The sequence below is a fragment of the Serratia sp. BNK-4 genome, assembly GCF_048685115.1.
GTDB lineage: Bacteria > Pseudomonadota > Gammaproteobacteria > Enterobacterales > Enterobacteriaceae > Serratia > Serratia bockelmannii.
The window spans coordinates 3540775-3560941 of sequence record NZ_JBLQTM010000001.1; the positions used below are offsets into that span (position 1 = coordinate 3540775).

Below are 20167 nucleotides of genomic sequence, written 5' to 3' on the forward strand. Positions count from 1 at the left end.
AAACGACACCCAGTGGAGTGCTTTATGTTTAAAAACCTGCGTTGGACCATCGTGTTCCTGCTGTTCATGGTCTACATGATCAACTACCTCGATCGCGTGGCGCTGTCGATCACCGTGCCGATGATCGAACAGGATCTGATGCTGAACGCCGAACAGTTCGGCCTGATCTTCGGCAGCTTCTTCTTCGGCTACGCCATCTTCAACTTCGTCGGCGGGCTGGCGGTCGACCGCTTCGGCCCGACGCTGGTGCTGGGCGTGGCGGTCGGCCTGTGGTCCATCTTCTGCGGCATGACGGCGATCGCCACCGGCTTTTACTCAATGCTGATCCTGCGCGTCCTGTTCGGCATGGCCGAAGGGCCGATCTGCGCCTCGGCCAACAAGATGATCAACGGCTGGTTCCCGAAGAAACAGGCGGCGACCGCTATGGGCCTGCTCAGCGCCGGTTCACCGTTGGGCGGCGCGGTGGCCGGGCCGATCGTCGGCTATCTGGCGCTGGCGTTCGGCTGGCGGCCGGCGTTTATGATCATCTGCGCCATCGGCATCGTCTGGATGCTGGTGTGGTTCTTCGTGGTGGCGGATAACCCGGCGAAAAGCCAACGCGTCAGCAACGAAGAACGGGCGCTGATCGCACAGTTGAAACAGGAAAATCTCGGCGAGGAAAGCGCGCTGAGCGACGCCGCTCACGGGCTGGGTTACTACCTGAAGCAGCCGATCATTCTGGTCACCGCCTTCGCCTTCTTCTGCTACAACTACATTCTGTTCTTCTTCCTGAGCTGGTTCCCCTCGTATCTGGTGCAGGCGCACAACCTGAACATCAAAGAGATGAGCCTGACCACGATGATCCCGTGGATCGTCGGCTTCGTCGGGCTGGCGCTCGGGGGCTATATTTCCGACAAGATCTTCAACATCACCGGCAAATTGCTGCTGTCACGCAAGATCGTGCTGGTCACCAGCCTGCTGGCGGCAGCGGTGTGCGTGGCGTTGGCGGGCACCGTCAGCAGCGTGGTGCCGGCGGTGATGCTGATGTCGGTGTCGATCTTCTTCCTCTACATTACCGGCGCTCTCTACTGGGCGATTATCCAGGACGTGGTGCATAAATCCCGGGTCGGCGGCGCCAGCGGGTTCATTCATTTGATCGGCAGCGTCTCCGGCATCATCGGGCCGATCGTCACCGGCTACATCGTGCAGAACACCGGCAAATTCGACAGCGCCTTTATGCTGGCGGGCGGCGTCGCCGCGCTGGGCGCGCTGCTGGTGCTGCTGGTGATCAAGGCGCCGCGCGCAACGGCGGGCGTGCAAATCTTAAAACCCTAACGCCAGACGGGGCGGCTTCGCCCCTTTGCTTACCTCTCCAGGGACATTGAACATGAGACTTTCCGACCACAGCGCGCTGCCGGCCGCCGTTATCTGGCCCGGCTACGCACGTGAGCGCGTGAAACCGCGCATGGCGCATATCGGCTTCGGCGCGTTTCACCGCGCGCACCAGGCGATGTACGCCGACAGGCTGGCCAGCGAGCACGGCAGTGACTGGGGCTACTGCGAAATCAGCATGCAGCACGGCCAGCAAAAGATCGCCGACCTACGGCAACAGGACCTGCTGTTCTCGGTGGCGGATATGGACGACGACGGCTGGCGGGGCCGGGTCATCGGCGTGGTTCGCCAGGCGCTGCACTTGCAAACCGACGGGCTGGCGGCGGTGCTGGCGGCCCTGACACAGCCTGAGATCGCCATCGTCTCGCTGACCATCAGCGAAAAGGGCTATTGCTACCACCCCGCCAGCGGTCGGCTGATGGAGGAACACCCGGCGATCGCGCACGATATCGCCCACCCGGCACAGCCGCAGTCGGCGCCGGGGCTGCTGCTGGCGGCGCTGCGCCTGCGCCGTGAACGCGGGCTGCCGCCGTTCGCCGTGATGTCCTGCGATAACATGCCGGCTAACGGCCGGGTCACGCGCCAGGTGCTGGTCGAACTGGCGCAGCGGCAGGATCCGGCGTTGGCCGACTGGGTGCGTCAAGAGGTCGCCTTCCCTTCCACCATGGTGGATCGCATCGTGCCGGCGGTAACGCCGGAGGCCCGCCGGCAGTTGCGCACCTGGCTGGGCGGCGTCGAGGATGACGTCGGCGTGGCCTGCGAGCCGTTCAGCCAGTGGGTCATTGAGGACCGATTTCCTCAGGGGCGCCCGGCCTGGGAAAAGGCCGGCGCCGAACTGGTGAGCGACGTGCTGCCGTACGAGGAGATGAAGCTGCGCATGCTGAACGGCAGCCATTCCTTCCTCGCCTACCTCGGCTACCTGGCCGGTTATCAGCACGTCGGCGACTGTATGCAGGATGCGGATTTTGTCCGCGCCGCCCGTCACCTGATGCTGGCGGAACAGGCGCCGACCCTGCAGGTGCCGAACGTCGATTTGGCGCAGTATGCCGACTCGCTGCTGCAGCGTTACCGCAACCGCGCGCTGAAACACCGCACCGCGCAGATCGCCATGGACGGCACGCAGAAGCTGCCGCAGCGGCTGTTGGACGCGATCCGCTGGCATCTGGCGCGTGGCAGCCGCTTCGACTGCCTGGCGCTGGGCGTCGCTGGCTGGATGCGCTACGTCGGCGGCCGCGATGAACAAGGCGGGCCGATCGATATCAGCGATCCGCTGCGCGAGCGCCTCGCCGCGTTGGTCGCCGGCAGCGAGGAAGGCCGGCCCCGCGTCCTGGCGCTGCTGCAACTCGACAGCGTCTTCGGCCACGATCTGCCCGATTCGCCTGACTTCGTCCGCGCCGTCAGCCACGCTTATCATCAACTGCTGAGCCTGGGGGCCAAAGCCGCCGTCGCCGCTCTGCCGCTTACCGACCGGGAGGTTTCCGATGACCGTCACCACGCATAACGCCGTCAATACCGGCAATCAACCGCTGCTGCGGCGCGTCGCCAGCGCTTCGGCCATCGGCACCGCCGCCGAATATTATGATTTCTTCGCTTACGGCACCGCCGCGGTGCTGTTCTTCGGCCAGCTGTTTTTCCCCAGCGCCGATCCGCTGATCAGCACGCTGGCGGCCTTCGCCACCTACGCGGTCGGTTTTCTGGCGCGCCCGCTGGGCGGCATCGTGTTCGGCCACATCGGCGATAAGGTCGGCCGCAAGAAGGCGCTGGTGATCACCATCCTGATCGTCGGCCTCGGCACCTTCTGCATCGGCCTGCTGCCCACCTATGAGCAGATCGGCATCTGGGCGCCGCTCGCGCTGATCTTTATCCGCGTGCTGCAGGGCTTCGGCGTCGGCGGCGAACAGGCAGGCGCGGTGCTGATGACCGCCGAATATGCGCCGCCGCCCCAGCGTGGCTTCTACGCCAGTTGGGTGCAGATCGGCGCGCCCGCCGGTTTCCTGCTGCCGTCCGGGCTGTTCGCGCTGCTGACCGCCGTGCTGTCACCGGCGCAGATGCTGGACTGGGGCTGGCGCATTCCGTTCCTGCTCAGCCTGCTGCTGGTGCTGGTCGGGCTGTTTATTCGCCTGAGGATCGACGAATCGCCGGTGTTTACCCAGATCCGCGCCACCAAAGCGGTGGAGAGCCGGCCGGTGGTGGAAGTGGCCCGCCGCTATCCCGGCCTTATCGGCAAAGGGGTATGTGCCAAGCTGATCGAAGCCTGCGCCTTCGCCATGTTCACGGTGATCGTATTGGCCTACGGCAAGGCCAACCACCTCAACGAAACCATTCTGCTGGAGGCGATGATCGTGGCGGTGCTGCTGGAGATTTTCACCATTCCGCTGATGGGCCGCCTCTCCGATCGGCTGGGGCGCAAACCGGTGTACATCGCCGGCGCGCTGCTGCAGGTGGTGTGCATCGTGCCGTTCTTTATGGCGATCAACCTCGATAGTTTCTGGGTGACGCAGATCGCCATGATCGTGGTGCTGACCTTCGGCCACAGCATGTGCTACGCGCCGCAGGCCTCCTACTTCCCGGAGCTGTTCCCCACCCGCGTGCGCTGCAGCGGCATCGCGCTGATCTGGCAGATCGGCTCGCTGATCGGCAGCGGCATTCTCGGGCTGTTGGCGGTGAAGATCCTGCAGGTGACCGGCGGCCACTACTACGGGCTGGCGGGGTACATGATGGTGCTGGGCGTGGTGTCGGCCATCGGCCTGAGCCTGATGCCGGAAACTGCGCCAGCGCGGCGCAAGCAGGAATATCAGGATTGGCATCACTGAGTTACCCTGCTCGGCGGGCGGATTTATCCCCCCGCCCTTAACCAATAATCTGCTAGTATGGTGGCATTCGAATTCCAGCCAGATGCCTGATTGTCGCCATGTCTGAAACGTACAGTCTCACCAACAACGTCCCGGTCAACCAGCAGATCTATCGCTTCCTGCGCAAGGATATCGTCGACTGCACCATCCCCCCCGGCACCCTGTTGTCCGAGAAAGAGATTTCCACCCGCTTTTGCGTTTCGCGCCAGCCGGTGCGCGAAGCCTTCATCAAGCTGGCGGAGGCCGGCCTGGTGCAGATCCTGCCGCAGCGCGGCACCTTCGTGATGAAGATTTCCGCCAAGCGCGTGGCCGACGGGCGCTTTATCCGTCAGGCGGTGGAATGCGCCATCGTGCGCCGCGCGGCCGAGCGCGCCACCCCGGCGCAGCTGATGACGCTGGAGCATAATCTGCACCGCCAGGCGCTGGCGGCGCAGAACGGGCAAACGCGCGAGTTTTTGGCGCTGGACGACGAATTCCACCAACTGCTGACCCAGTTTGCCGACTGCCCGCTGGCGTGGGAGACCATCGAAACCATCAAGGCCACCATGGATCGAGTGCGTTTCCTCAGCCTGAGCGAAGTCTCGCCGCCGGAGAGCCTGATCAAGCAGCACTACCGCATCTACGAGGCGCTGAAAGCGCGCGATGCCGAGGCGGCGGAGCGCGCCATCCACGATCACCTGCAGGAGATGATCTACTCCATCACCCCGATCGCCCTGCAGAACACCGAGTGGTTCGAGATCGAATAATCAATCGCTTAGCGCGCCGGGGGCGATCGCCCCCGCGTATTTGGCCACGCCAATGGCATTTCCTCTCAATCGCATCTATTGTTTGTCCTTGCCGGATCAAGTTCGGTAGCATCGCTTTACAGCTTCAATCACCGCTTTTTTACTGCGCCGGTGGTCAAAAACCCTTGCATTGCCGGTGTATGAAGAAGCTTAATCGGGAGTGAATCATGACTGATATTGTGCAGTTGCTAGGAAAGGAAGCGGAAGATCTGCTGCAACACCGCTGTACCACTATCCCCGCCGAGAATCTCTACCTACCGGGCGACGACTTCGTCGACCGCGTAATGATCGATAACAACCGCCCCAACAGCGTGCTACGTTCGATGCAAACCCTGTTCAACCACGGCCGCCTGGCCGGCACCGGCTACCTGTCTATCCTGCCGGTCGATCAGGGCATAGAGCACTCCGCCGCCGCCTCGTTCGCCGCCAACCCGCTGTATTTCGATCCGAAGAACATCGTCGAGCTGGCGATTGAAGCCGGCTGTAACTGCGTCGCCTCCACCTACGGCGTGCTGGCGTCGGTATCGCGCCGCTACGCGCACAAGATCCCGTTCCTGGTCAAACTCAACCACAACGAAACGCTGAGCTACCCGACCCAGTACGACCAGACCCTGTACGCCAGCGTCGAGCAGGCGTTCAACATGGGCGCGGTGGCGGTCGGCGCCACCATTTACTTCGGCTCCGAGCAGTCGCGCCGCCAGATCGAAGAGATCTCGATCGCCTTCGAGCGCGCGCATGAGCTGGGCATGGTCACCGTGTTGTGGGCCTATCTGCGTAACCCGGCGTTCACCAAGGACGGCGTGGACTACCACTCCAGCGCCGATCTGACCGGCCAGGCTAACCACATCGCCGCCACCATCGGCGCCGACATCGTCAAACAGAAAATGGCGGAAAACAACGGCGGCTACCGTGCGGTGAAATTCGGCTATACCGACGATCGCGTCTACAACAAACTCACCACCGATCACCCTATCGATCTGGTGCGCTACCAGCTGGCCAACTGCTACATGGGCCGCGCTGGACTGATCAACTCCGGTGGCGCCGCCGGTGAGAACGACCTGCAGGAATCGGTGCGCACCGCGGTGATCAACAAACGCGCCGGCGGCATGGGCCTGATCCTGGGGCGTAAAGCCTTCAAGAAATCGATGAAAGACGGCGTGGCGCTGATCAACGCCGTGCAAGACGCCTACCTGGACAAGAAGGTCACCATCGCCTGATGTGACAGACCGCCTGTCCCAAAGCCCGGCTCGCCGGGCTTTTTTGTGCCCGCTTTCTCCCCCTCGTGCCACAGACCTTCCCTTTCTTTCACTTTAAACTTTCAAAATAAAATATTTATCTTTCAAATTGTGATCTATTTAAAACAAATAGCCCAACAAAGTGACTACTGTAAGGCCCATGGCGACAGAGCCGCCGTTCGCTCCAGGCCATATCAGTCCATTACAGGAGAACATAATGATTGAGCTAATCACCCACGGCGCCGAGTGGTTTATCGGCCTGTTTCAGAAAGGCGGTGAAGTGTTTGTCGGCATGGTGACCGGCATTTTACCTTTGTTGATCAGCCTGTTGGTTATCATGAACGCGCTGATCAAATTTGTTGGCCAGGAACGTATCGAACGATTGGCGCAGCGCTGCGCGGGCAACCCCGTTTCGCGTTATCTGCTGCTGCCGCTGATTGGCACCTTTGTCTTCTGCAACCCGATGACCCTCAGCCTGGGGCGCTTCATGCCGGAGAAATACAAGCCGAGCTACTACGCGGCGGCCTCCTACAGCTGCCACTCGATGAACGGCCTGTTCCCGCACATCAACCCCGGCGAGCTGTTCGTTTACCTCGGTATCGCCAGCGGCCTGACCACCCTCGGCCTGCCGCTCGGCCCGCTGGCGGTGAGCTATTTCCTGGTGGGGCTGTTCACCAACTTCTTCCGCGGCTGGATCACCGATCTGACCACCAGCCTGTTCGAACGCAAGATGGGCATCCGTCTGGATCGCCAGGTGCAACTTTAATTCGTGGAGTGCAGCATGAGTGCTTATATCCGTATTGAAAAAGGCGCCAGCGGCTGGGGTGGCCCCCTGGAGCTGCCGATAGAGCCCGGCAAGAAAGTGGTGTACATCACCGCCGGCACCCGGCCTTCGATCGTCGATCGCCTCAGCGAATTGACCGGCTGGCCGGCCGTCGACGGTTTCAAAGAGGGCGAGCCGCCGGCAGAAGAGATCGGCGTGGCGGTGATCGACTGCGGCGGCACCCTGCGCTGCGGCCTGTATCCGAAACGCCGCATTCCGACAGTCAACATCCACGCCACCGGCCAGTCCGGCCCGCTGGCGCAGTTTATCCTCGAAGACATCTATGTCTCCGGCGTGCGTGACCACAACATCAGCCGAATCGAAGCGGCAGATAGCCAACCCGCCGCCGCCGTTGCCGCGCCGCCCAAGGCGCGCGACTACGACACCAGCAAGAAGATCACCGAGCAAAGCGACGGGCTGCTGGCGAAGGTCGGCATGGGCATGGGATCGGTGGTGGCGGTGTTCTTCCAGGCCGGGCGCGACACCATCGACACCGTGCTGAAGACCATCCTGCCGTTTATGGCGTTCGTCTCGGCCTTGATCGGCATCATCATGGCCTCCGGCCTCGGGGACTTTATCGCTCACGGCCTGACGCCGCTGGCCAACAGCCCGATCGGCCTGGTAACGCTGGCGCTGATCTGCTCATTCCCGCTGCTGTCGCCGTTCCTCGGCCCCGGCGCGGTCATCGCCCAGGTGATCGGCGTGCTGGTCGGGGTGCAGATCGGCCTCGGCCATATTCCGCCGCAGCTGGCGCTGCCCGCGCTGTTCGCCATCAACGCGCAGGCCGCCTGCGACTTCATTCCGGTCGGCCTGTCGCTGGCGGAAGCCAAGCAGGACACCGTGCGGGTCGGCGTACCCTCGGTGCTGGTCGGCCGCTTCCTGACCGGCGCGCCGACGGTGTTGATCGCCTGGGCCGCCTCGGCCTTTATTTATCAATAATTTGATTCCCAGGGAGACGTTTATGCACACCATTTTTCATACCACCATCACGCAGATCGGCGGCTGCGCCCGCGACGCGTTGCTGGACAACATGCTGATCACCTTCCGTGAAGGCGCGCCGGCGGATATCGAAGAGTTCTGCTTCATCCACCGCCACGGCGCAACCGCCGGTGAGCTGCAGGTCGGCGGCGTGATGGAGCTGGCGCAGCAGCGCTACGCCATCACCGCCGTCGGCAGCGTTGCCACGCAGAACCTGCGCGAACTGGGCCACATCACCGTGCGCTTCGACGGCGAAGCCGAAGCTGAATTCCCTGGCTCGATCCACGTATCCGGCCCGACGCCGACCGATATCCCGTTGGGCAGCACGCTGTCATTTATCGCATAAGGAGTAGACCATGTCTGAAGTAGCTGTAGTGATTGGCGGCGGCCAAACGTTAGGCGCCTTTTTGTCCCACGGGCTGGCGCAGGCCGGTTATCGGGTGGCGGTGGCCGATCTGAACGCCGACAATGCCAATCAGGTGGCACAGCAGATCAACGAAGCGTTTGGCGCAGGCAGCGCCTGCGGTTTTCAGGCCGACGCCACCGACGAACAGAGCGTGATCGCGCTGGCGGCGGCGGTTGACCGGGCGTTCGGCCAGGCCAACCTGCTGGTGTACAGCGCCGGCATCGCCAAGGCGGCGCCGATCACCGACTTCCCGCTGGGCGACTTCGACCGCTCGCTGCAGGTGAACCTGGTGGGTTATTTCCTCTGCGCCCGCGAATTCTCGCGCCTGATGATCCGTGACGGCATCGCCGGGCGCATCATTCAGATCAATTCCAAGTCCGGCAAGGTCGGCAGCAAGCACAACTCCGGCTACAGCGCCGCCAAGTTCGGCGGCGTGGGGCTGACGCAGTCGCTGGCGCTCGATCTGGCGGAGTACGGCATTACCGTGCATTCACTGATGCTCGGCAACCTGCTGAAGTCGCCGATGTTCCAGTCGCTGCTGCCGCAGTACGCGCAAAAACTGGGCATCGCGCCGGAACAGGTGGAGCAGTACTACATCGACAAGGTGCCGCTGAAACGCGGCTGCGACTACCAGGACGTGCTGAACACCCTGCTGTTCTACGCCAGCGAGAAGGCCTCTTACTGCACCGGCCAGTCGATCAACATCACCGGCGGCCAGGTAATGTTCTGACGCCACCGACGCCCCCTCCCGCGGAAGGGGGCCTAAGGAGAACCCCATGACACAAGCTCTGATCGCCTTCGCACTGCTGGCCTGGCTGCTGCAAATCGCCTTCGGCTGGTGGCAACTGCAGCGCTTCAACCGCGCCTTCGACGGCCTGTGCCAACTGGGCGCCGTCGGCGTCGGCCGTTCCGGCGGCCGTTTCCGCCCGCGGGTGGTGCTGGCGCTGGCCTTCGATGCCGATCGGCGGGTGTGCGGCAGCCTGTTGCTACGCGGCCTGACCGTTTTCGCCCGGCCCCGACCGCTGCCTCGATTGCACGGTTTGCATCAGCGGGATTTGCGCCCGGATGTGATCTTCCCCGAGGATCGCGCATGCCAGTCTGCACTATCGTTAGCGATTGAACCCAAATCGTGATATTTTCACATTAAAAGGCATTACCTTTCATAGTGAATTATTCAGCGAGGGAAAATGCCCCACTCTTGTGAACGGGAATCGCGATGAAACCAAAGCAGCGGCAGGCCGCTATCCTTGAATATCTGCAGCGGCATGGCAAAACGGCAGTGGACGCCCTGGCCGAGCATTTCTCCACCACCGGCACCACCATCCGCAAGGATCTCACCCTGCTGGAAGAAGAAGGCGAGGTGATCCGCACCTACGGCGGCGTGGTGCTCAGCCGCGATGACGGCGATCAGCCGATCGACCGCAAAACCCATATCAATACCGAGAAAAAGCGCCACATCGCCAGCGCCGCCGTGGCGCTGATCGCCGACGGGGACTCGCTGATCTTCGACGCCGGCAGCACGGTGCTGCAGATGGTGCCGCACCTGGCGCAGTTCAATAACATCACGGTGATGACCAACAGCCTGACCATCGTCAACGCGCTGGTGGAGCTGGACAACGATCAGACCATCCTGATGCCCGGCGGCACCTACCGCAAAAAATCGGCCTCGTTCCACGGCAGCCTGGCCGAATCGGCGTTCCAGCAGTTCAGCTTCGACAAGCTGTTTATCGGCGCGGACGGCGTCGATCTCAACGCCGGCGTCACCACCTTCAACGAAGTGCACAACGTCAGCAAAGCGATGTGCGAAGCCGCCGGCCGCATTATTCTGTTGGTCGACTCCTCGAAATTCGGCCGTAAGAGCCCGAACGTGGTGTGCGAACTCAGCGCCGTCGACACGCTGATCACCGACCGAGACATCAACCCCGATTACCTCGCCGCCCTGCAGGCGAAAGGCATCAATATCCTTCTGGTAGGAGACCCCGATGAGTAACGCCAACGCCCTGCTCGCCTTCGCCCGCGAAACGCTGGAGATCGAGCTGACCGAAGCGCAGCGCCTGCTGGCGCGCCTGGACGACAACTTCGTCTGCGCCTGCGAACTGCTGCTGAACTGCCGTGGCAAAGCGGTGATTTCCGGCATCGGCAAGTCCGGCCATATCGGCAAGAAGATCGCCGCGTCGCTGGCCAGCACCGGCACGCCGTCGTTCTTCGTGCACCCGGCGGAGGCGCTGCACGGCGATCTCGGCATGATCGGCGCCGACGACGTGGTGGTGTTCATCTCCTACTCCGGCCGCGCCAAAGAGCTGGACCTGATCCTGCCGCTGCTGGCGGAGAACGGTATTCCGGTGATCGCCGTTACCGGCGGCAAAGAGTCGCCGCTGGCGCAGGCCGCGGCCTGCGTGTTGGATATCGGCGTCGAGCGAGAAGCCTGCCCAATGGGGCTGGCGCCCACCTCCAGCGCGGTCAACACCCTGATGATGGGCGATGCCCTGGCGATGGCGCTGATGCGCCAGCGCGGTTTCAACGCGGAAGACTTCGCCCGCTCGCACCCGGGCGGCAGTCTGGGCGCGCGCCTGCTGAACCGCGTGCATCACCTGATGCGCACCGGCGATCGCCTGCCGCGCGTGAGCGAAAGCGCCAACGTGATGGAAGCGATGCTGGAACTGAGCCGCACCGGGCTCGGGTTGGTGGCGGTCTGCGACGCGCAGCAGCGGGTGGTGGGCGTATTTACCGACGGCGACCTGCGCCGCTGGCTGGTGAAGGGCAACAGCCTGCAGGATCCGCTCAGCCCGGCGATCACCCGCCCCGGCTATCGGCTGCCGGAGCAGTGGCGCGCCGGCGAGGCGCTGGAAGCGCTGCACGAACAGCACATCAGCGCGGCCCCGGTGGTCGATATGGACGGTGTGTTGGTGGGGGCGCTCAACCTGCACGATCTGCATCAGGCCGGCATCGGCTGATCAACGCCGGGGGCGCCATCACAGGCGCCCCCGGTCAGATCATTTCCAATCGGGATTGTTCTCGAACTGCTGCTTCAGCAGCGCTTTCATGTCGTCATTCGGCTTGCCTAGCCACTGGTACTTGGCATACTTCTTCGGATGATCGACGGCTTCCGGCCGATCTTCCACCGCGACCCGCACGCCCCAGGCCTGAGATTTATCCGCGCTGAACGCCACGATCAAAAAGTTGTTGCCGCAGTCGTGCGGCTTGCACAGGTTGCCGACCAGATACTCTTTGCCCTTCCAGCTCAGGTTCTGCGCCGGCGTAGAGGTGCCGACGCCCTTGCGCGCCCAGCCCGGCATCCGCGCCTGGCCTTTCACCATGTTTTGCCAGCTGGCCTGATACCCCGGCTGCTGAATTAAATCCGACGTGGTGACGATCTGCTGGGCAAAGCTGCCCGCGCTGAAGCTGAGCAGTGCGCCGAAGAGGGCGCAACGCAGCGCCTGGTGTCCCGTCATAGTCCTTCTCCCTAGGTTAAATCAGGTTTCGCCCGTCAAACCGGGCCTGAACTAGTCAGACCACGGTTGCGGCAAAAAGTTGACTCACCACCAGGCGTGAAAATGATGCACCGGCCCGATGCCGTGCCCCACTTCCAGGGTGTCCGCCTGTTGCAGCGCGTGTTGCAGGTAGTCCTTGGCGGCGGCCACCGTGGCCGCCCAGTCGGCATGGCGCGGGCGCAGTGCCGCCAGCGCGGCCGAGAGCGTGCAACCGGTGCCGTGGGTGTGGCGGGTGGCGACGCGCGGCGCGGTAAAGCGCTGCTCGCCTTCTGCGGTAAACAGCCAGTCCGGGCTCTCGCTTTCGCTCAGATGGCCACCCTTCATCAGCACCGCCCGGCAGCCCATCGCCAGCAGCGCCCGCCCCTGCTCGCGCATCTGCGCTTCATCTTCCGCCGGCGCGCACGCCAGCAGCGCCGCCGCTTCCGGCAGGTTCGGCGTAATGATCGACACCAGCGGCAACAGCTCGCGCCGGATAGACGCCACCGCCTCCGGCGCCAGCAACGGATCGCCGCTTTTCGCCAGCATTACGGTGTCCAACACCACGAATTCCGGCCGGTAATGGCGCAGCCGTTCGGCTACCGCCTGCACGATGTCGGCGTTGGCCAGCATGCCGATCTTGACGCTGTCGATGCGCACGTCGCTGAATACCGAGTCCAGCTGCGCGGCGACGAACGCCGGATCGATGTAATACACCGACTGCACGCCGCGGGTATTCTGCGCCACCAGCGCGGTGATCACCGAGGTGCCGTAAGCGCCGAGCGCCGAGAAAGCTTTCAAATCGGCCTGAATGCCGGCGCCGCCGCTGGGATCGGTGCCGGCGATGGTCAGCGCGTTAATGCGTTTCATCACAGATCCTCCCCGCGCAGTTGATACAGCGCGTCGAGGAACGCCGGCGTAAAGCTGCCCGGCCCGGCGGCCTGCCTGGCCGCGAGGCCGCCGCAGTGGGACATCACCCGGCAAGCCGTCGCCACGTTGTCCAGGCGATCGCCCGGCAGGGCGCAAAACGCCGCCGCCACCGCCGACAGCGCGCAGCCGGTGCCCACCACCCGCGTCATCAGCGGGGAACCGCCTTCGATCGCCCAGTCGCGCTGGCCGTCGGTGACGTAATCCACCGCGCCGGTGACCGCGACTACCGCGCCGCTGCGCTGCGCCAGCTCACGCGCGGCGGGCAATGCCGCCAGCGAATCGTCGCCACTGTCCACGCCGCGGCCGCTGGCCAGCAACCCGCTGAGCGCCATGATTTCCGAAGCGTTGCCGCGTATCGCCGCCGGTTTCTCGTCCAGCAGCTGTTTGGCGAAGGCGGTGCGGTAGGAGAGCGCACCGACCGCCACCGGATCCAGCGTCCAGGGCTTGCCGGCCCGATTGGCGGCGGCCACCGCCGCCCGCATCGATTCGGCACGCAGCGCGTTGAGGGTGCCGACGTTGATCAGCAGGCCGTCGGCCAGCGCGCTGAACTGCGCCGCCTCTTGCGGCTCCACCACCATCGCCGGGGAAGCGCCGAGCGCCAATAGCACGTTGGCGGTCAGCGATTGCACCACTTCGTTGGTCAGGCAGTGGATCAGCGGAGGCCGCTGTAGGAATTGGGTCAGACAGGCCGCGGCGCGCGCGCCGGGTAGTGCATCAGGTCGAGCGATCATATTCCTCCCAACCGGCGTTCAAGAAGGCGGCGCCGGCTGGGCGGCCGTGACTTCCCTACGCTGGCATTATCCAGATCAGGTAATACGGGTATTTCTCAGCCTTCACGTAGAAGGGCACCCCGAGTCATGAAAATCAATAGGTTGTGATCAACGTTGCGTTAATCCCTGCAGGGGATCATGCCAGCGGCGGCGCGGACAAACAAGCGAATAAATTGACTCGCGCCTAAGCGATGTTTCCCTCTTTTCCCGCCAGATACAGGCTCAGCACGCCGGGCAGCTCCGCCAGCGTGAACGCCACGCTCTGCGGCGCCGTCTTGAAGATATGGTGCAGCGTACCGGCCACCAGGCTTTGCAACAGCCGGGTTTGCTGCAGGATCTCCGCTTCGGCGGTCTCGGGGCGGCGCAGCTGCAACACGCTGGCGATCAGCGTCAGGAAGCTGGACTTTTCATCCGGCAGGTTCATTTCCCGCATCACCGGCAGGTAGTCGGCATGCTCACGCAGGTACTGCGCATAGGGTGAAAACAGCCGCTGGATCACCGCTTCAGCGGAGAGGCGCCGCCACTCATCGTCACTGGCCAACGCCATGTCGCGCACCAGCGCCTCAATCGACTCGGTATGCCGATCTGCCAGCGCCTTGATCACCGCGTGGCGATCGGGAAAAAAGTGATACATCGAACCGATGGAGGTTTTGGCGTGCTTGGCGAGCCGCTGCATGCTGAGCGCCGCCAGGCCGTCCTGCGCCACGATCGCCGCCGCCGAATCCAGAATGGTTTGTACGCGTTGCCGCCCTCTTTCCTGCTGTGGCTCTCGCCCGGTGATGTTTTCGTCGATTTGCATATTCGTTTCTGCCCGCTGTCATCAACGCATTATACCCATTTGCCGCCGCGAAGGCAGGGTGACACAAAAAACTAGATTCCCCCCTCTAGTTTAGAGTAGAGTATTTATTCTAGTTTCCCCTTGCGCAAGCATGGGGGTGACAAACAGTGACCTCACTCACTGAAAAAGAGTCATTTCATTCGGCCCGTCGACCAAGCCAATCGCCAGAGAACGCCCTATGCCCGACAAAAAACTGCTTATCACCTGCCTGACCGCGCTGTTGCTCACCGGGTGCTCGCCGGCACCGTCCATGGTGGTGTTCGGCGCTTCGTTCCCCGACTGGCTGTTTTGCCTGTGCGGCGGCGTGGCGGGCATGGTGGCGATCCACCTGCTGCTGCGCACCCCGGAAAAACGCGCCTGGCTGGCGCCGCAGCTGCTGACGTATCCGGCGCTGACCGCGCTGATCGCCATGCTGACCTGGTTACTGGTTTTCCCCCACTGAGACTGACGCCATGACCCAACCACAAACCTCCAACAAGCGCAGACTGCTGGTGCTTACCATCCTGGCGTTGACGCTCATCGTGGCCGCCGTCGTCGTCTGGCGGGTGGAAAACGCCCCCAGTACCGACGATGCCTACGCCTATGCCGACACCATCGACGTGGTGCCGGAGGTGAACGGTCGCATCGTCGAGATGCCGATCCGCGACAACCAGGAAGTGCGGCAAGGCGATCTGCTGTTCCGCATCGATCCGCGCCCTTACCAGGACGCGCTGGCGGCCAGCGAAGCGCGCCTGATCACGCTGAATGAACAGATCAAGCTGACGCAGCGTTCGGTCAACGCACAGCAGTACAACGCCGAATCGATGAACGCCATCGTCAAACGCTCACAGGCGCTGGTGGCGCAGGCGACCGACACCCTTAACCGCCGGCAAAAGCTGCTCGGCAAGAACTACGTTTCGGCGGAAGAAGTGGAAACCGCCCGCACCTCCCAGCGCTCGGCGCAGGCGGAGCTGCAGGCCGCATTGCTGCAGGCGAAACAGGCGGAAGCCGCCGTCAGCGGCGTCGAAGCCCTGGTCGCGCAGCGCGCCGAAGTGCAGGCCGACATCGCTATCGCCAAGCTGAACCTGGAATTTACCGAGGTGAGAGCGCCGTTCGACGGCCGCATCGCCTCCCTGAAAACCACCGTCGGCCAATATGCCTCCAGCGCCAAACCGGTGTTCACGTTGATCGACACCCGCCGCTGGTACGTGGTCGCCAACTTCCGCGAAACCGACCTGAAAGGCGTACATCCCGGCGTGCCGGCCACGCTGTATCTGATGAGCGACGCCGGCCAGACCTTCAGCGGCAAGGTGGAGTCGATCAGCTACGGCGTGCAGCCCGACGACGGCGGCACCGTGCTGGGTGGGCTGCCCAACGTGTCGCGCAACATCAACTGGGTGCACGTTTCGCAGCGCTTCCCGGTCAAGATCGCGGTAGAGGCCCCCAACCCGGCGCTGTTCCGCGTGGGCGCTTCGGCGGTGGCCAAGCTGAACCTGCGCCATGAAGAGTAAAACGATGTCTCGCGGCTGGCTGTCCCGGTTGATCGACGAGCTGCGCCCTTCGGACAGCCGCATCAACCTGGTGATCCGTGCCCTGCTCTCCAGCGCGATCGCCATCGTGATCTCGCAGACGCTGCAGGTGCCGTGGCTGGCACTGTCGCTGATCGCTGTCTTCTTTATCACGCAGTCCAATATCGTGATCACCCGCGCGATCGGTATCCTGTTTTTCGTCAGCTCCACGCTGGCGATCGGCGCCGCTATCCTGGTACTGAAGTTCACCTACGACTACCCGATGCTGCGCATTCTGCTCTCCAGCGCGCTGTTTTTCCTCAGCGTGTTCCTGATGCGGGTGACCAAGGTCGGGGTGCTGTTCTTCCTGATGGCGCTGGTGGTGATCTACACGCAAAGCTTTGTCGATCTCACTCCGCAGGCGGAAGTGGTGATACGGCTGGTGCTGTGGGTATGGGTGGCGATCAACTACGCCATTCTGCTCACCCTGATCGTCAATACCCTGCTGCTGCCGGCCGAACCGCTAAAGCAGCTAAAGGGCCGGATGATCGCGGTGTTGGACGAAACCCGCGCTATGTTGGCCCACGGCGGCGAGACGCGCGATCTGAGCGCCATCTCGCAGCACGCCACCGAGCTGCATAAGCTGCTGCGTTTCTCGGTGATGCGCAGCGATCGCTGCCGCGCCAACGAGCCCGGTTATCTGGCGCTGATCACCCTGGTGTTGCAGCTCAATATCCTGGCCTACCAGCTGCCGCCGGCTTTCGGCGCGGCCGCGCGTAAATTGGCGCAAGAGATAGATGCCGCCTGCCGCGCGCTGCAAACCGCGATCAGCCACGACAGCGCGCTGCGATTTTCCGTCGCGATCGCCGGCAGCGACGATCCGCAGGTGCCGGCGCCGCTCAATGAAATGGCCGGCCTCCTGCAGGTCTACGCCAACCGCAGCGACTACGCCGACGCCCTGCAGGCCGCGCCGCCGCCGAAAGTGCCCTTCTTTACCCCCGACGCCCTGACCAACCCGGTTTACATCCAGTTTTCGTTGAAAACGCTGCTGACCGTGCTGGTCGCCTACGTGTTTTATACCGCCGTCGATTGGCCCGGCATTCATACCATCATGCTGAGCTGCCTGATCGTGGCCCAGCCCAGCCTTGGCGCCACACAGCGGCGGGCGCGGCTGCGTCTCGGCGGCGCGGCGATCGGCAGTCTGCTGGCGCTGATCTCGGTGGTGTGGATCATGCCTCACCTCGACAGCCTCGTCGGCTTACTGCTGCTGACGCTGCCGGTGATCGCCCTCTCCGCCTGGATCGCCGCCGGCTCCGAGAAGATAAGCTATGCAGGGGTACAGATCCTGTTCACCTTTTCCCTGGCGCTGCTGGAAAGCTTTGGCCCGGTCACCGAGCTGACCGAGATCCGCGATCGCCTGATCGGCATCGTGCTGGGGGTAGGGTTCGCCACTTTCATTCACGCCACGCTGTGGCCGGAATACGAAGGGGAGTCGCTGCGGCAGCAGGTTGCCAACGTGCTGCGGGAACTGGCGCGCTTCTTCGGCGGCGAGAACACAAACGCCATCGGCATCTGGCAAAAGATCGAGGGCTGCGAAGCGGTGGTGGCCCGGGTGACGCTGGAGCCTACCTGGCAGTTGGCAGATGATAACCATGAAAGCTTCACCCGGCACATCCAACTGATCTTTAACCAGACGCGCAGCCTGTTGCTGACCAGCGAAAAGCTCAACACCTATCTGGCAGGCGGCGGCGCGGCGCTGTCCGTGCACGAACGCCAGGCGCTGATCGAGGTGCAACGCCAGGGCGGGCGCGTTCTCGCCGAGTATGCGGCGCAGCTTGCCAGCGCGCCGCAAGCGCTGCGGACGCCCGACTTTCATCCACCGCTGGCCGCCCTGCATGCCGACACCGTGCGCCACCTGGCTCAGGAGTTGAGCGACGGGCTCAATCGCCTGCCCGCCTGGGGCGACGCCTAGCATTTTCCGTTTGTGGCCGTGCACGCCCGGTGCAATGCGCTATAGTGAGCACAAACCACCGGGAGATGCCATGCAGATAAGACCCTACCAAGAGACCGATCGCCCCTTCCTGCGCACGCTGTACCTGGCGTCGCGCAAGGCGGCGTTCGGCTGGCGCGATACCTCAAACTATCAGTTGGAAGATTTCGACGGCGCGACGCTGGGCGAAGCGATTTGGGTGGCGGAAGACGGCGGCACGCTGCTGGGATTCGTCTCCGTCTACCGCGAAGATAACTTCATTCATAACCTGTATGTCGATCCCCATCAGCCGCCGCGCGGCGTCGGCAGTGCGCTACTGCAGGCAGCGCAAGCCACCTTCACCGCCACCGGCTCGCTGAAATGCCTGGTGAAGAATGAAAATGCGCTGGCGTTCTACCGCAAACACGGTTGGCGCATCATCTCTACCGGTAACGACGGCGAAGAAGATTATTACCTGATGCATTCGCCGGCCCGCTAGCCCTTACCCGCCGCATCCGGCATGCCGCGCAGCGTCAGCCGCCAAAACAGCAGCGCGCTCAGGCTGACGCCCGCCCCCAGCCAGCAGACGCCGCTCCACCCCGCCCAGGCGTACATATGGGTGCCGGCAAAGGCGCCCAGCCCGCTGCCGACGGCGTAAAACAGCATGTAGCAGCCCACTAGCCGGCTGTGCGACTGCGGGTGCGCGCTGAAGATCATGCTCTGGTTCAGCACGTGGATCGCCTGGCCCGCCAGATCCAGCAGCACGATGCCCGCCACCAGCCAAACCAGGCCGCTGCCGAGCAAACCAAGCGGCAGCCAGGCCAGCGTCAACAGCAGCAGACACACGCCGCTGGCCGCCTGCCCCAGCCCGCGATCCGCCAGATGCCCGGCGCGCACCGCCGCCAGCGCGCCCACCGCGCCGACCAGGCCGAACGCCCCCACCGCGGCATGGCTGAAGTTGAACGGCGCCTGGCTCAGCGGCAACACCAGCGAACTCCAAAAGAGGCTGAAAGCGCCGAACATCAGCAGCGCCAGCATGCCGCGAATTTGCAGCGTGCGGTCATGCAGCAACAGGCTCAGCATCGAACGCAGCAGCGCGGGATAACTCAGCGTGCTGGGAGTGGTGTGCGGCGCAGGCAGCAGCCGCGACAGGATCGGCAGCAATACCAGCGTCACTCCGGCAGAGAAGAAATACACCGTGCGCCAACCGCCAACGTCCGCCAACGCGCCGGACAGAGTGCGCGCCAGCAGCAATCCCAGCACCACTCCGCCCTGCGCCGCACCAACCACCCGCCCGCGCTCCTGCGGCGCCGCCAGGGCTGCGGCGTAAGCGATCAGCCCCTGCGTCATGGCGGTGCCCAATAAGCCTACCAGCAACATCCCTACCAGCAGCCAGGGCGCGCTGTGCGCCCAGCCCACCAATAGCAGCGCGCCGATCAGCCCCAGCTGTTGTCCCGCCAGCAACCGATGCCGGTTCAGCCAATCCCCCAGCGGCACCACCAACAGCAACGCCAGCGCGCAGCCCAACTGAGTCACGGTGATCACCATGCCGACCGCCGCCAGGCTGATGGAAAAATCATGGGCGATAGCGTCCAGCAACGGCTGCGCATAATAAACGTTGGCCACGCTAAATGCGCTGGCGGCAGCCAGCAGCAGCACCAGGCTGGCCGGCAGGCGCCCTAGCACCGCACAGGGGGGATCCAGCAGTTTGTCGCTCATTACACACCTCAATCTGGTTTCATTATTAAACCCAATGAACTTTAGGCACAGAGGTTTTATAATGCAACCAGAATGTGCAGCTGGAGATAACCGCCGTGAAACGTAAAAGCCTGGAAGACGCGCCGTGCCCGGTGGCGCGCACGCTGGATGTGATTGGCGACTGGTGGTCGCTGCTGATCGTGCGCGACGCCTTCGATGGCGTCACCCGCTTTAGCGAATTTCAAAAAGGGCTGGGGATGGCGAAGAACATCCTTGCCACCCGCCTGCGCGCGCTGGTGACGCACGGCGTGCTGGAGATCGTGCCCGCCGCAGACGGCAGCGCCTATCAGGAATATGTGCTGACCGAGAAAGGCCGCGGGCTGTTTCCGGTGATCGTCGGCCTGCGTCAGTGGGGGGAAGATCATCTGTTCGCCGAGGGAGAAGCGCACTCAACGCTGGTGGAAAGTGACAGCGGCCGCCCCGTCCCGCGCCTGACGCCGATCGGCAGCGCCGGGCAAACGCTCACCCCGCTGAATACCCGGTTGGTGAAGGTATGAA

General features: G+C 63.5%; 22 protein-coding genes and 1 riboswitch. Of the genes, 17 read left to right on the forward strand and 5 right to left on the reverse strand.

Annotated elements, in window-relative coordinates:
* The first annotated feature begins 24 nt into the window (after positions 1-24).
* The 12 genes from ACMGGW_RS16960 to gutQ all read left to right on the forward strand — a co-directional run bounded on the left by ACMGGW_RS16960 (position 25) and on the right by gutQ (position 11404).
* On the forward strand, positions 25-1314 hold the full coding sequence (locus tag ACMGGW_RS16960; protein ID WP_025303869.1) for an MFS transporter: 1290 nt from the start codon (positions 25-27) through the stop codon (positions 1312-1314).
* 52 nt (positions 1315-1366) lie between these two features.
* Entirely contained in the window at positions 1367-2872 is a 1506-nt protein-coding gene (locus ACMGGW_RS16965) for a mannitol dehydrogenase family protein (RefSeq protein ID WP_197832432.1), read from the forward strand.
* Positions 2853-4184 carry an MFS transporter gene (locus tag ACMGGW_RS16970; protein ID WP_099816844.1) on the forward strand — a complete coding sequence of 444 codons (1332 nt, stop codon included), beginning with the start codon at positions 2853-2855 and terminating at the stop codon, positions 4182-4184. Before ACMGGW_RS16965 ends, ACMGGW_RS16970 begins: the two co-directional genes overlap by 20 nt.
* A gap of 98 nt (positions 4185-4282) precedes the next feature.
* Entirely contained in the window at positions 4283-4969 is a 687-nt protein-coding gene (locus tag ACMGGW_RS16975; RefSeq protein ID WP_025303872.1) for a GntR family transcriptional regulator, read from the forward strand.
* 206 nt (positions 4970-5175) lie between these two features.
* The gene (gene fbaB / locus ACMGGW_RS16980; RefSeq protein ID WP_025303873.1) at positions 5176-6225 is read left to right on the forward strand and encodes a class I fructose-bisphosphate aldolase; all 1050 of its coding nucleotides are present in this window, start codon (positions 5176-5178) and stop codon (positions 6223-6225) included.
* Between the two features lie 235 nt (positions 6226-6460).
* On the forward strand, positions 6461-7009 hold the full coding sequence (srlA, locus tag ACMGGW_RS16985) for a PTS glucitol/sorbitol transporter subunit IIC (RefSeq protein ID WP_020828107.1): 549 nt from the start codon (positions 6461-6463) through the stop codon (positions 7007-7009).
* A gap of 15 nt (positions 7010-7024) precedes the next feature.
* Positions 7025-8005 (forward strand): PTS glucitol/sorbitol transporter subunit IIB, encoded by a 981-nt coding sequence (gene srlE, locus ACMGGW_RS16990; RefSeq protein WP_025303875.1) that lies wholly within the window; start codon positions 7025-7027, stop codon positions 8003-8005.
* Between the two features lie 22 nt (positions 8006-8027).
* Positions 8028-8390, forward strand: a complete 363-nt coding sequence (srlB, locus tag ACMGGW_RS16995; RefSeq protein WP_004941520.1) for a PTS glucitol/sorbitol transporter subunit IIA — start codon at positions 8028-8030, stop codon at positions 8388-8390.
* Between the two features lie 10 nt (positions 8391-8400).
* A complete protein-coding gene (gene srlD, locus ACMGGW_RS17000; protein WP_197832431.1) occupies positions 8401-9180 on the forward strand; it encodes a sorbitol-6-phosphate dehydrogenase in 780 nt (259 codons plus the stop codon).
* Positions 9181-9226: 46 nt separating this feature from the next.
* Positions 9227-9583 carry a transcriptional regulator GutM gene (gene gutM, locus ACMGGW_RS17005; protein WP_141967260.1) on the forward strand — a complete coding sequence of 119 codons (357 nt, stop codon included), beginning with the start codon at positions 9227-9229 and terminating at the stop codon, positions 9581-9583.
* Between the two features lie 83 nt (positions 9584-9666).
* Complete coding sequence (gene srlR / locus ACMGGW_RS17010) at positions 9667-10440, forward strand: glucitol operon DNA-binding transcriptional repressor SrlR (protein ID WP_033635559.1); 774 nt, start codon at positions 9667-9669, stop codon at positions 10438-10440.
* On the forward strand, positions 10433-11404 hold the full coding sequence (gene gutQ, locus ACMGGW_RS17015) for an arabinose-5-phosphate isomerase GutQ (protein ID WP_016926691.1): 972 nt from the start codon (positions 10433-10435) through the stop codon (positions 11402-11404). Before srlR ends, gutQ begins: the two co-directional genes overlap by 8 nt.
* Before the next feature lie 39 nt (positions 11405-11443).
* On the opposite strand, the gene ACMGGW_RS17020 is transcribed toward gutQ, so the two are convergent.
* The 4 genes from ACMGGW_RS17020 to ACMGGW_RS17035 form a co-directional block, all read right to left on the reverse strand.
* Entirely contained in the window at positions 11444-11902 is a 459-nt protein-coding gene (locus tag ACMGGW_RS17020; RefSeq protein WP_060434395.1) for an inhibitor of vertebrate lysozyme family protein, read from the reverse strand.
* A gap of 84 nt (positions 11903-11986) precedes the next feature.
* Positions 11987-12787, reverse strand: coding sequence for a bifunctional hydroxymethylpyrimidine kinase/phosphomethylpyrimidine kinase (gene thiD, locus ACMGGW_RS17025; protein WP_025303881.1), 801 nt, complete (start codon positions 12785-12787; stop codon positions 11987-11989).
* Complete coding sequence (gene thiM / locus ACMGGW_RS17030) at positions 12787-13578, reverse strand: hydroxyethylthiazole kinase (protein ID WP_049209536.1); 792 nt, start codon at positions 13576-13578, stop codon at positions 12787-12789. The genes thiD and thiM overlap by 1 nt, the downstream gene beginning before the upstream one ends.
* Before the next feature lie 35 nt (positions 13579-13613).
* A riboswitch (TPP riboswitch) is annotated at positions 13614-13710 on the reverse strand.
* A gap of 91 nt (positions 13711-13801) precedes the next feature.
* Positions 13802-14416, reverse strand: a complete 615-nt coding sequence (locus tag ACMGGW_RS17035) for a TetR/AcrR family transcriptional regulator (RefSeq protein WP_025303883.1) — start codon at positions 14414-14416, stop codon at positions 13802-13804.
* A 217-nt stretch (positions 14417-14633) separates the two neighbouring features.
* On the opposite strand from ACMGGW_RS17035, the gene ACMGGW_RS17040 reads away from it, so the two are divergent.
* The 4 genes from ACMGGW_RS17040 to ACMGGW_RS17055 all read left to right on the forward strand — a co-directional run bounded on the left by ACMGGW_RS17040 (position 14634) and on the right by ACMGGW_RS17055 (position 18410).
* On the forward strand, positions 14634-14897 hold the full coding sequence (locus tag ACMGGW_RS17040) for a YtcA family lipoprotein (protein ID WP_004941494.1): 264 nt from the start codon (positions 14634-14636) through the stop codon (positions 14895-14897).
* Positions 14898-14907: 10 nt separating this feature from the next.
* Positions 14908-15945 (forward strand): multidrug transporter subunit MdtN, encoded by a 1038-nt coding sequence (gene mdtN / locus ACMGGW_RS17045; protein WP_197832430.1) that lies wholly within the window; start codon positions 14908-14910, stop codon positions 15943-15945.
* A gap of 4 nt (positions 15946-15949) precedes the next feature.
* Positions 15950-17914: an FUSC family protein gene (locus tag ACMGGW_RS17050; RefSeq protein WP_197832429.1), complete on the forward strand. Its 1965-nt coding sequence runs from the start codon at positions 15950-15952 to the stop codon at positions 17912-17914.
* A gap of 70 nt (positions 17915-17984) precedes the next feature.
* Complete coding sequence (locus tag ACMGGW_RS17055) at positions 17985-18410, forward strand: GNAT family N-acetyltransferase (protein ID WP_043138029.1); 426 nt, start codon at positions 17985-17987, stop codon at positions 18408-18410.
* Here the strand turns inward: ACMGGW_RS17055 and ACMGGW_RS17060 are convergent.
* Positions 18407-19630: an MFS transporter gene (locus ACMGGW_RS17060; protein WP_197832428.1), complete on the reverse strand. Its 1224-nt coding sequence runs from the start codon at positions 19628-19630 to the stop codon at positions 18407-18409. The two genes, ACMGGW_RS17055 and ACMGGW_RS17060, sit on opposite strands and share 4 nt — an antisense overlap.
* 95 nt (positions 19631-19725) lie before the next feature.
* Here ACMGGW_RS17060 and ACMGGW_RS17065 point away from each other — a divergent pair, with 95 nt between their 5' ends.
* Complete coding sequence (locus ACMGGW_RS17065) at positions 19726-20166, forward strand: winged helix-turn-helix transcriptional regulator (RefSeq protein ID WP_197832427.1); 441 nt, start codon at positions 19726-19728, stop codon at positions 20164-20166.
* The last annotated feature ends 1 nt before the right edge of the window (position 20167 follow it).

Excerpts from the sequence above, each read along its gene's own strand:
- ACMGGW_RS16960 (WP_025303869.1), top strand. The coding sequence starts at position 25 with ATGTTTAAAAACCTGCGTTGGACCATCGTGTTCCTGCTGTTCATGGTC.
- ACMGGW_RS16965 (WP_197832432.1), top strand. The coding sequence starts at position 1,367 with ATGAGACTTTCCGACCACAGCGCGCTGCCGGCCGCCGTTATCTGGCCC.
- ACMGGW_RS16970 (WP_099816844.1), top strand. The coding sequence starts at position 2,853 with ATGACCGTCACCACGCATAACGCCGTCAATACCGGCAATCAACCGCTG.
- ACMGGW_RS16975 (WP_025303872.1), top strand. The coding sequence starts at position 4,283 with ATGTCTGAAACGTACAGTCTCACCAACAACGTCCCGGTCAACCAGCAG.
- fbaB (WP_025303873.1), top strand. The coding sequence starts at position 5,176 with ATGACTGATATTGTGCAGTTGCTAGGAAAGGAAGCGGAAGATCTGCTG.
- srlA (WP_020828107.1), top strand. The coding sequence starts at position 6,461 with ATGATTGAGCTAATCACCCACGGCGCCGAGTGGTTTATCGGCCTGTTT.
- srlE (WP_025303875.1), top strand. The coding sequence starts at position 7,025 with ATGAGTGCTTATATCCGTATTGAAAAAGGCGCCAGCGGCTGGGGTGGC.
- srlB (WP_004941520.1), top strand. The coding sequence starts at position 8,028 with ATGCACACCATTTTTCATACCACCATCACGCAGATCGGCGGCTGCGCC.
- srlD (WP_197832431.1), top strand. The coding sequence starts at position 8,401 with ATGTCTGAAGTAGCTGTAGTGATTGGCGGCGGCCAAACGTTAGGCGCC.
- gutM (WP_141967260.1), top strand. The coding sequence starts at position 9,227 with ATGACACAAGCTCTGATCGCCTTCGCACTGCTGGCCTGGCTGCTGCAA.
- srlR (WP_033635559.1), top strand. The coding sequence starts at position 9,667 with ATGAAACCAAAGCAGCGGCAGGCCGCTATCCTTGAATATCTGCAGCGG.
- gutQ (WP_016926691.1), top strand. The coding sequence starts at position 10,433 with ATGAGTAACGCCAACGCCCTGCTCGCCTTCGCCCGCGAAACGCTGGAG.
- ACMGGW_RS17020 (WP_060434395.1), bottom strand. The coding sequence starts at position 11,902 with ATGACGGGACACCAGGCGCTGCGTTGCGCCCTCTTCGGCGCACTGCTC.
- thiD (WP_025303881.1), bottom strand. The coding sequence starts at position 12,787 with ATGAAACGCATTAACGCGCTGACCATCGCCGGCACCGATCCCAGCGGC.
- thiM (WP_049209536.1), bottom strand. The coding sequence starts at position 13,578 with ATGATCGCTCGACCTGATGCACTACCCGGCGCGCGCGCCGCGGCCTGT.
- ACMGGW_RS17035 (WP_025303883.1), bottom strand. The coding sequence starts at position 14,416 with ATGCAAATCGACGAAAACATCACCGGGCGAGAGCCACAGCAGGAAAGA.
- ACMGGW_RS17040 (WP_004941494.1), top strand. The coding sequence starts at position 14,634 with ATGCCCGACAAAAAACTGCTTATCACCTGCCTGACCGCGCTGTTGCTC.
- mdtN (WP_197832430.1), top strand. The coding sequence starts at position 14,908 with ATGACCCAACCACAAACCTCCAACAAGCGCAGACTGCTGGTGCTTACC.
- ACMGGW_RS17050 (WP_197832429.1), top strand. The coding sequence starts at position 15,950 with ATGTCTCGCGGCTGGCTGTCCCGGTTGATCGACGAGCTGCGCCCTTCG.
- ACMGGW_RS17055 (WP_043138029.1), top strand. The coding sequence starts at position 17,985 with ATGCAGATAAGACCCTACCAAGAGACCGATCGCCCCTTCCTGCGCACG.
- ACMGGW_RS17060 (WP_197832428.1), bottom strand. The coding sequence starts at position 19,630 with ATGAGCGACAAACTGCTGGATCCCCCCTGTGCGGTGCTAGGGCGCCTG.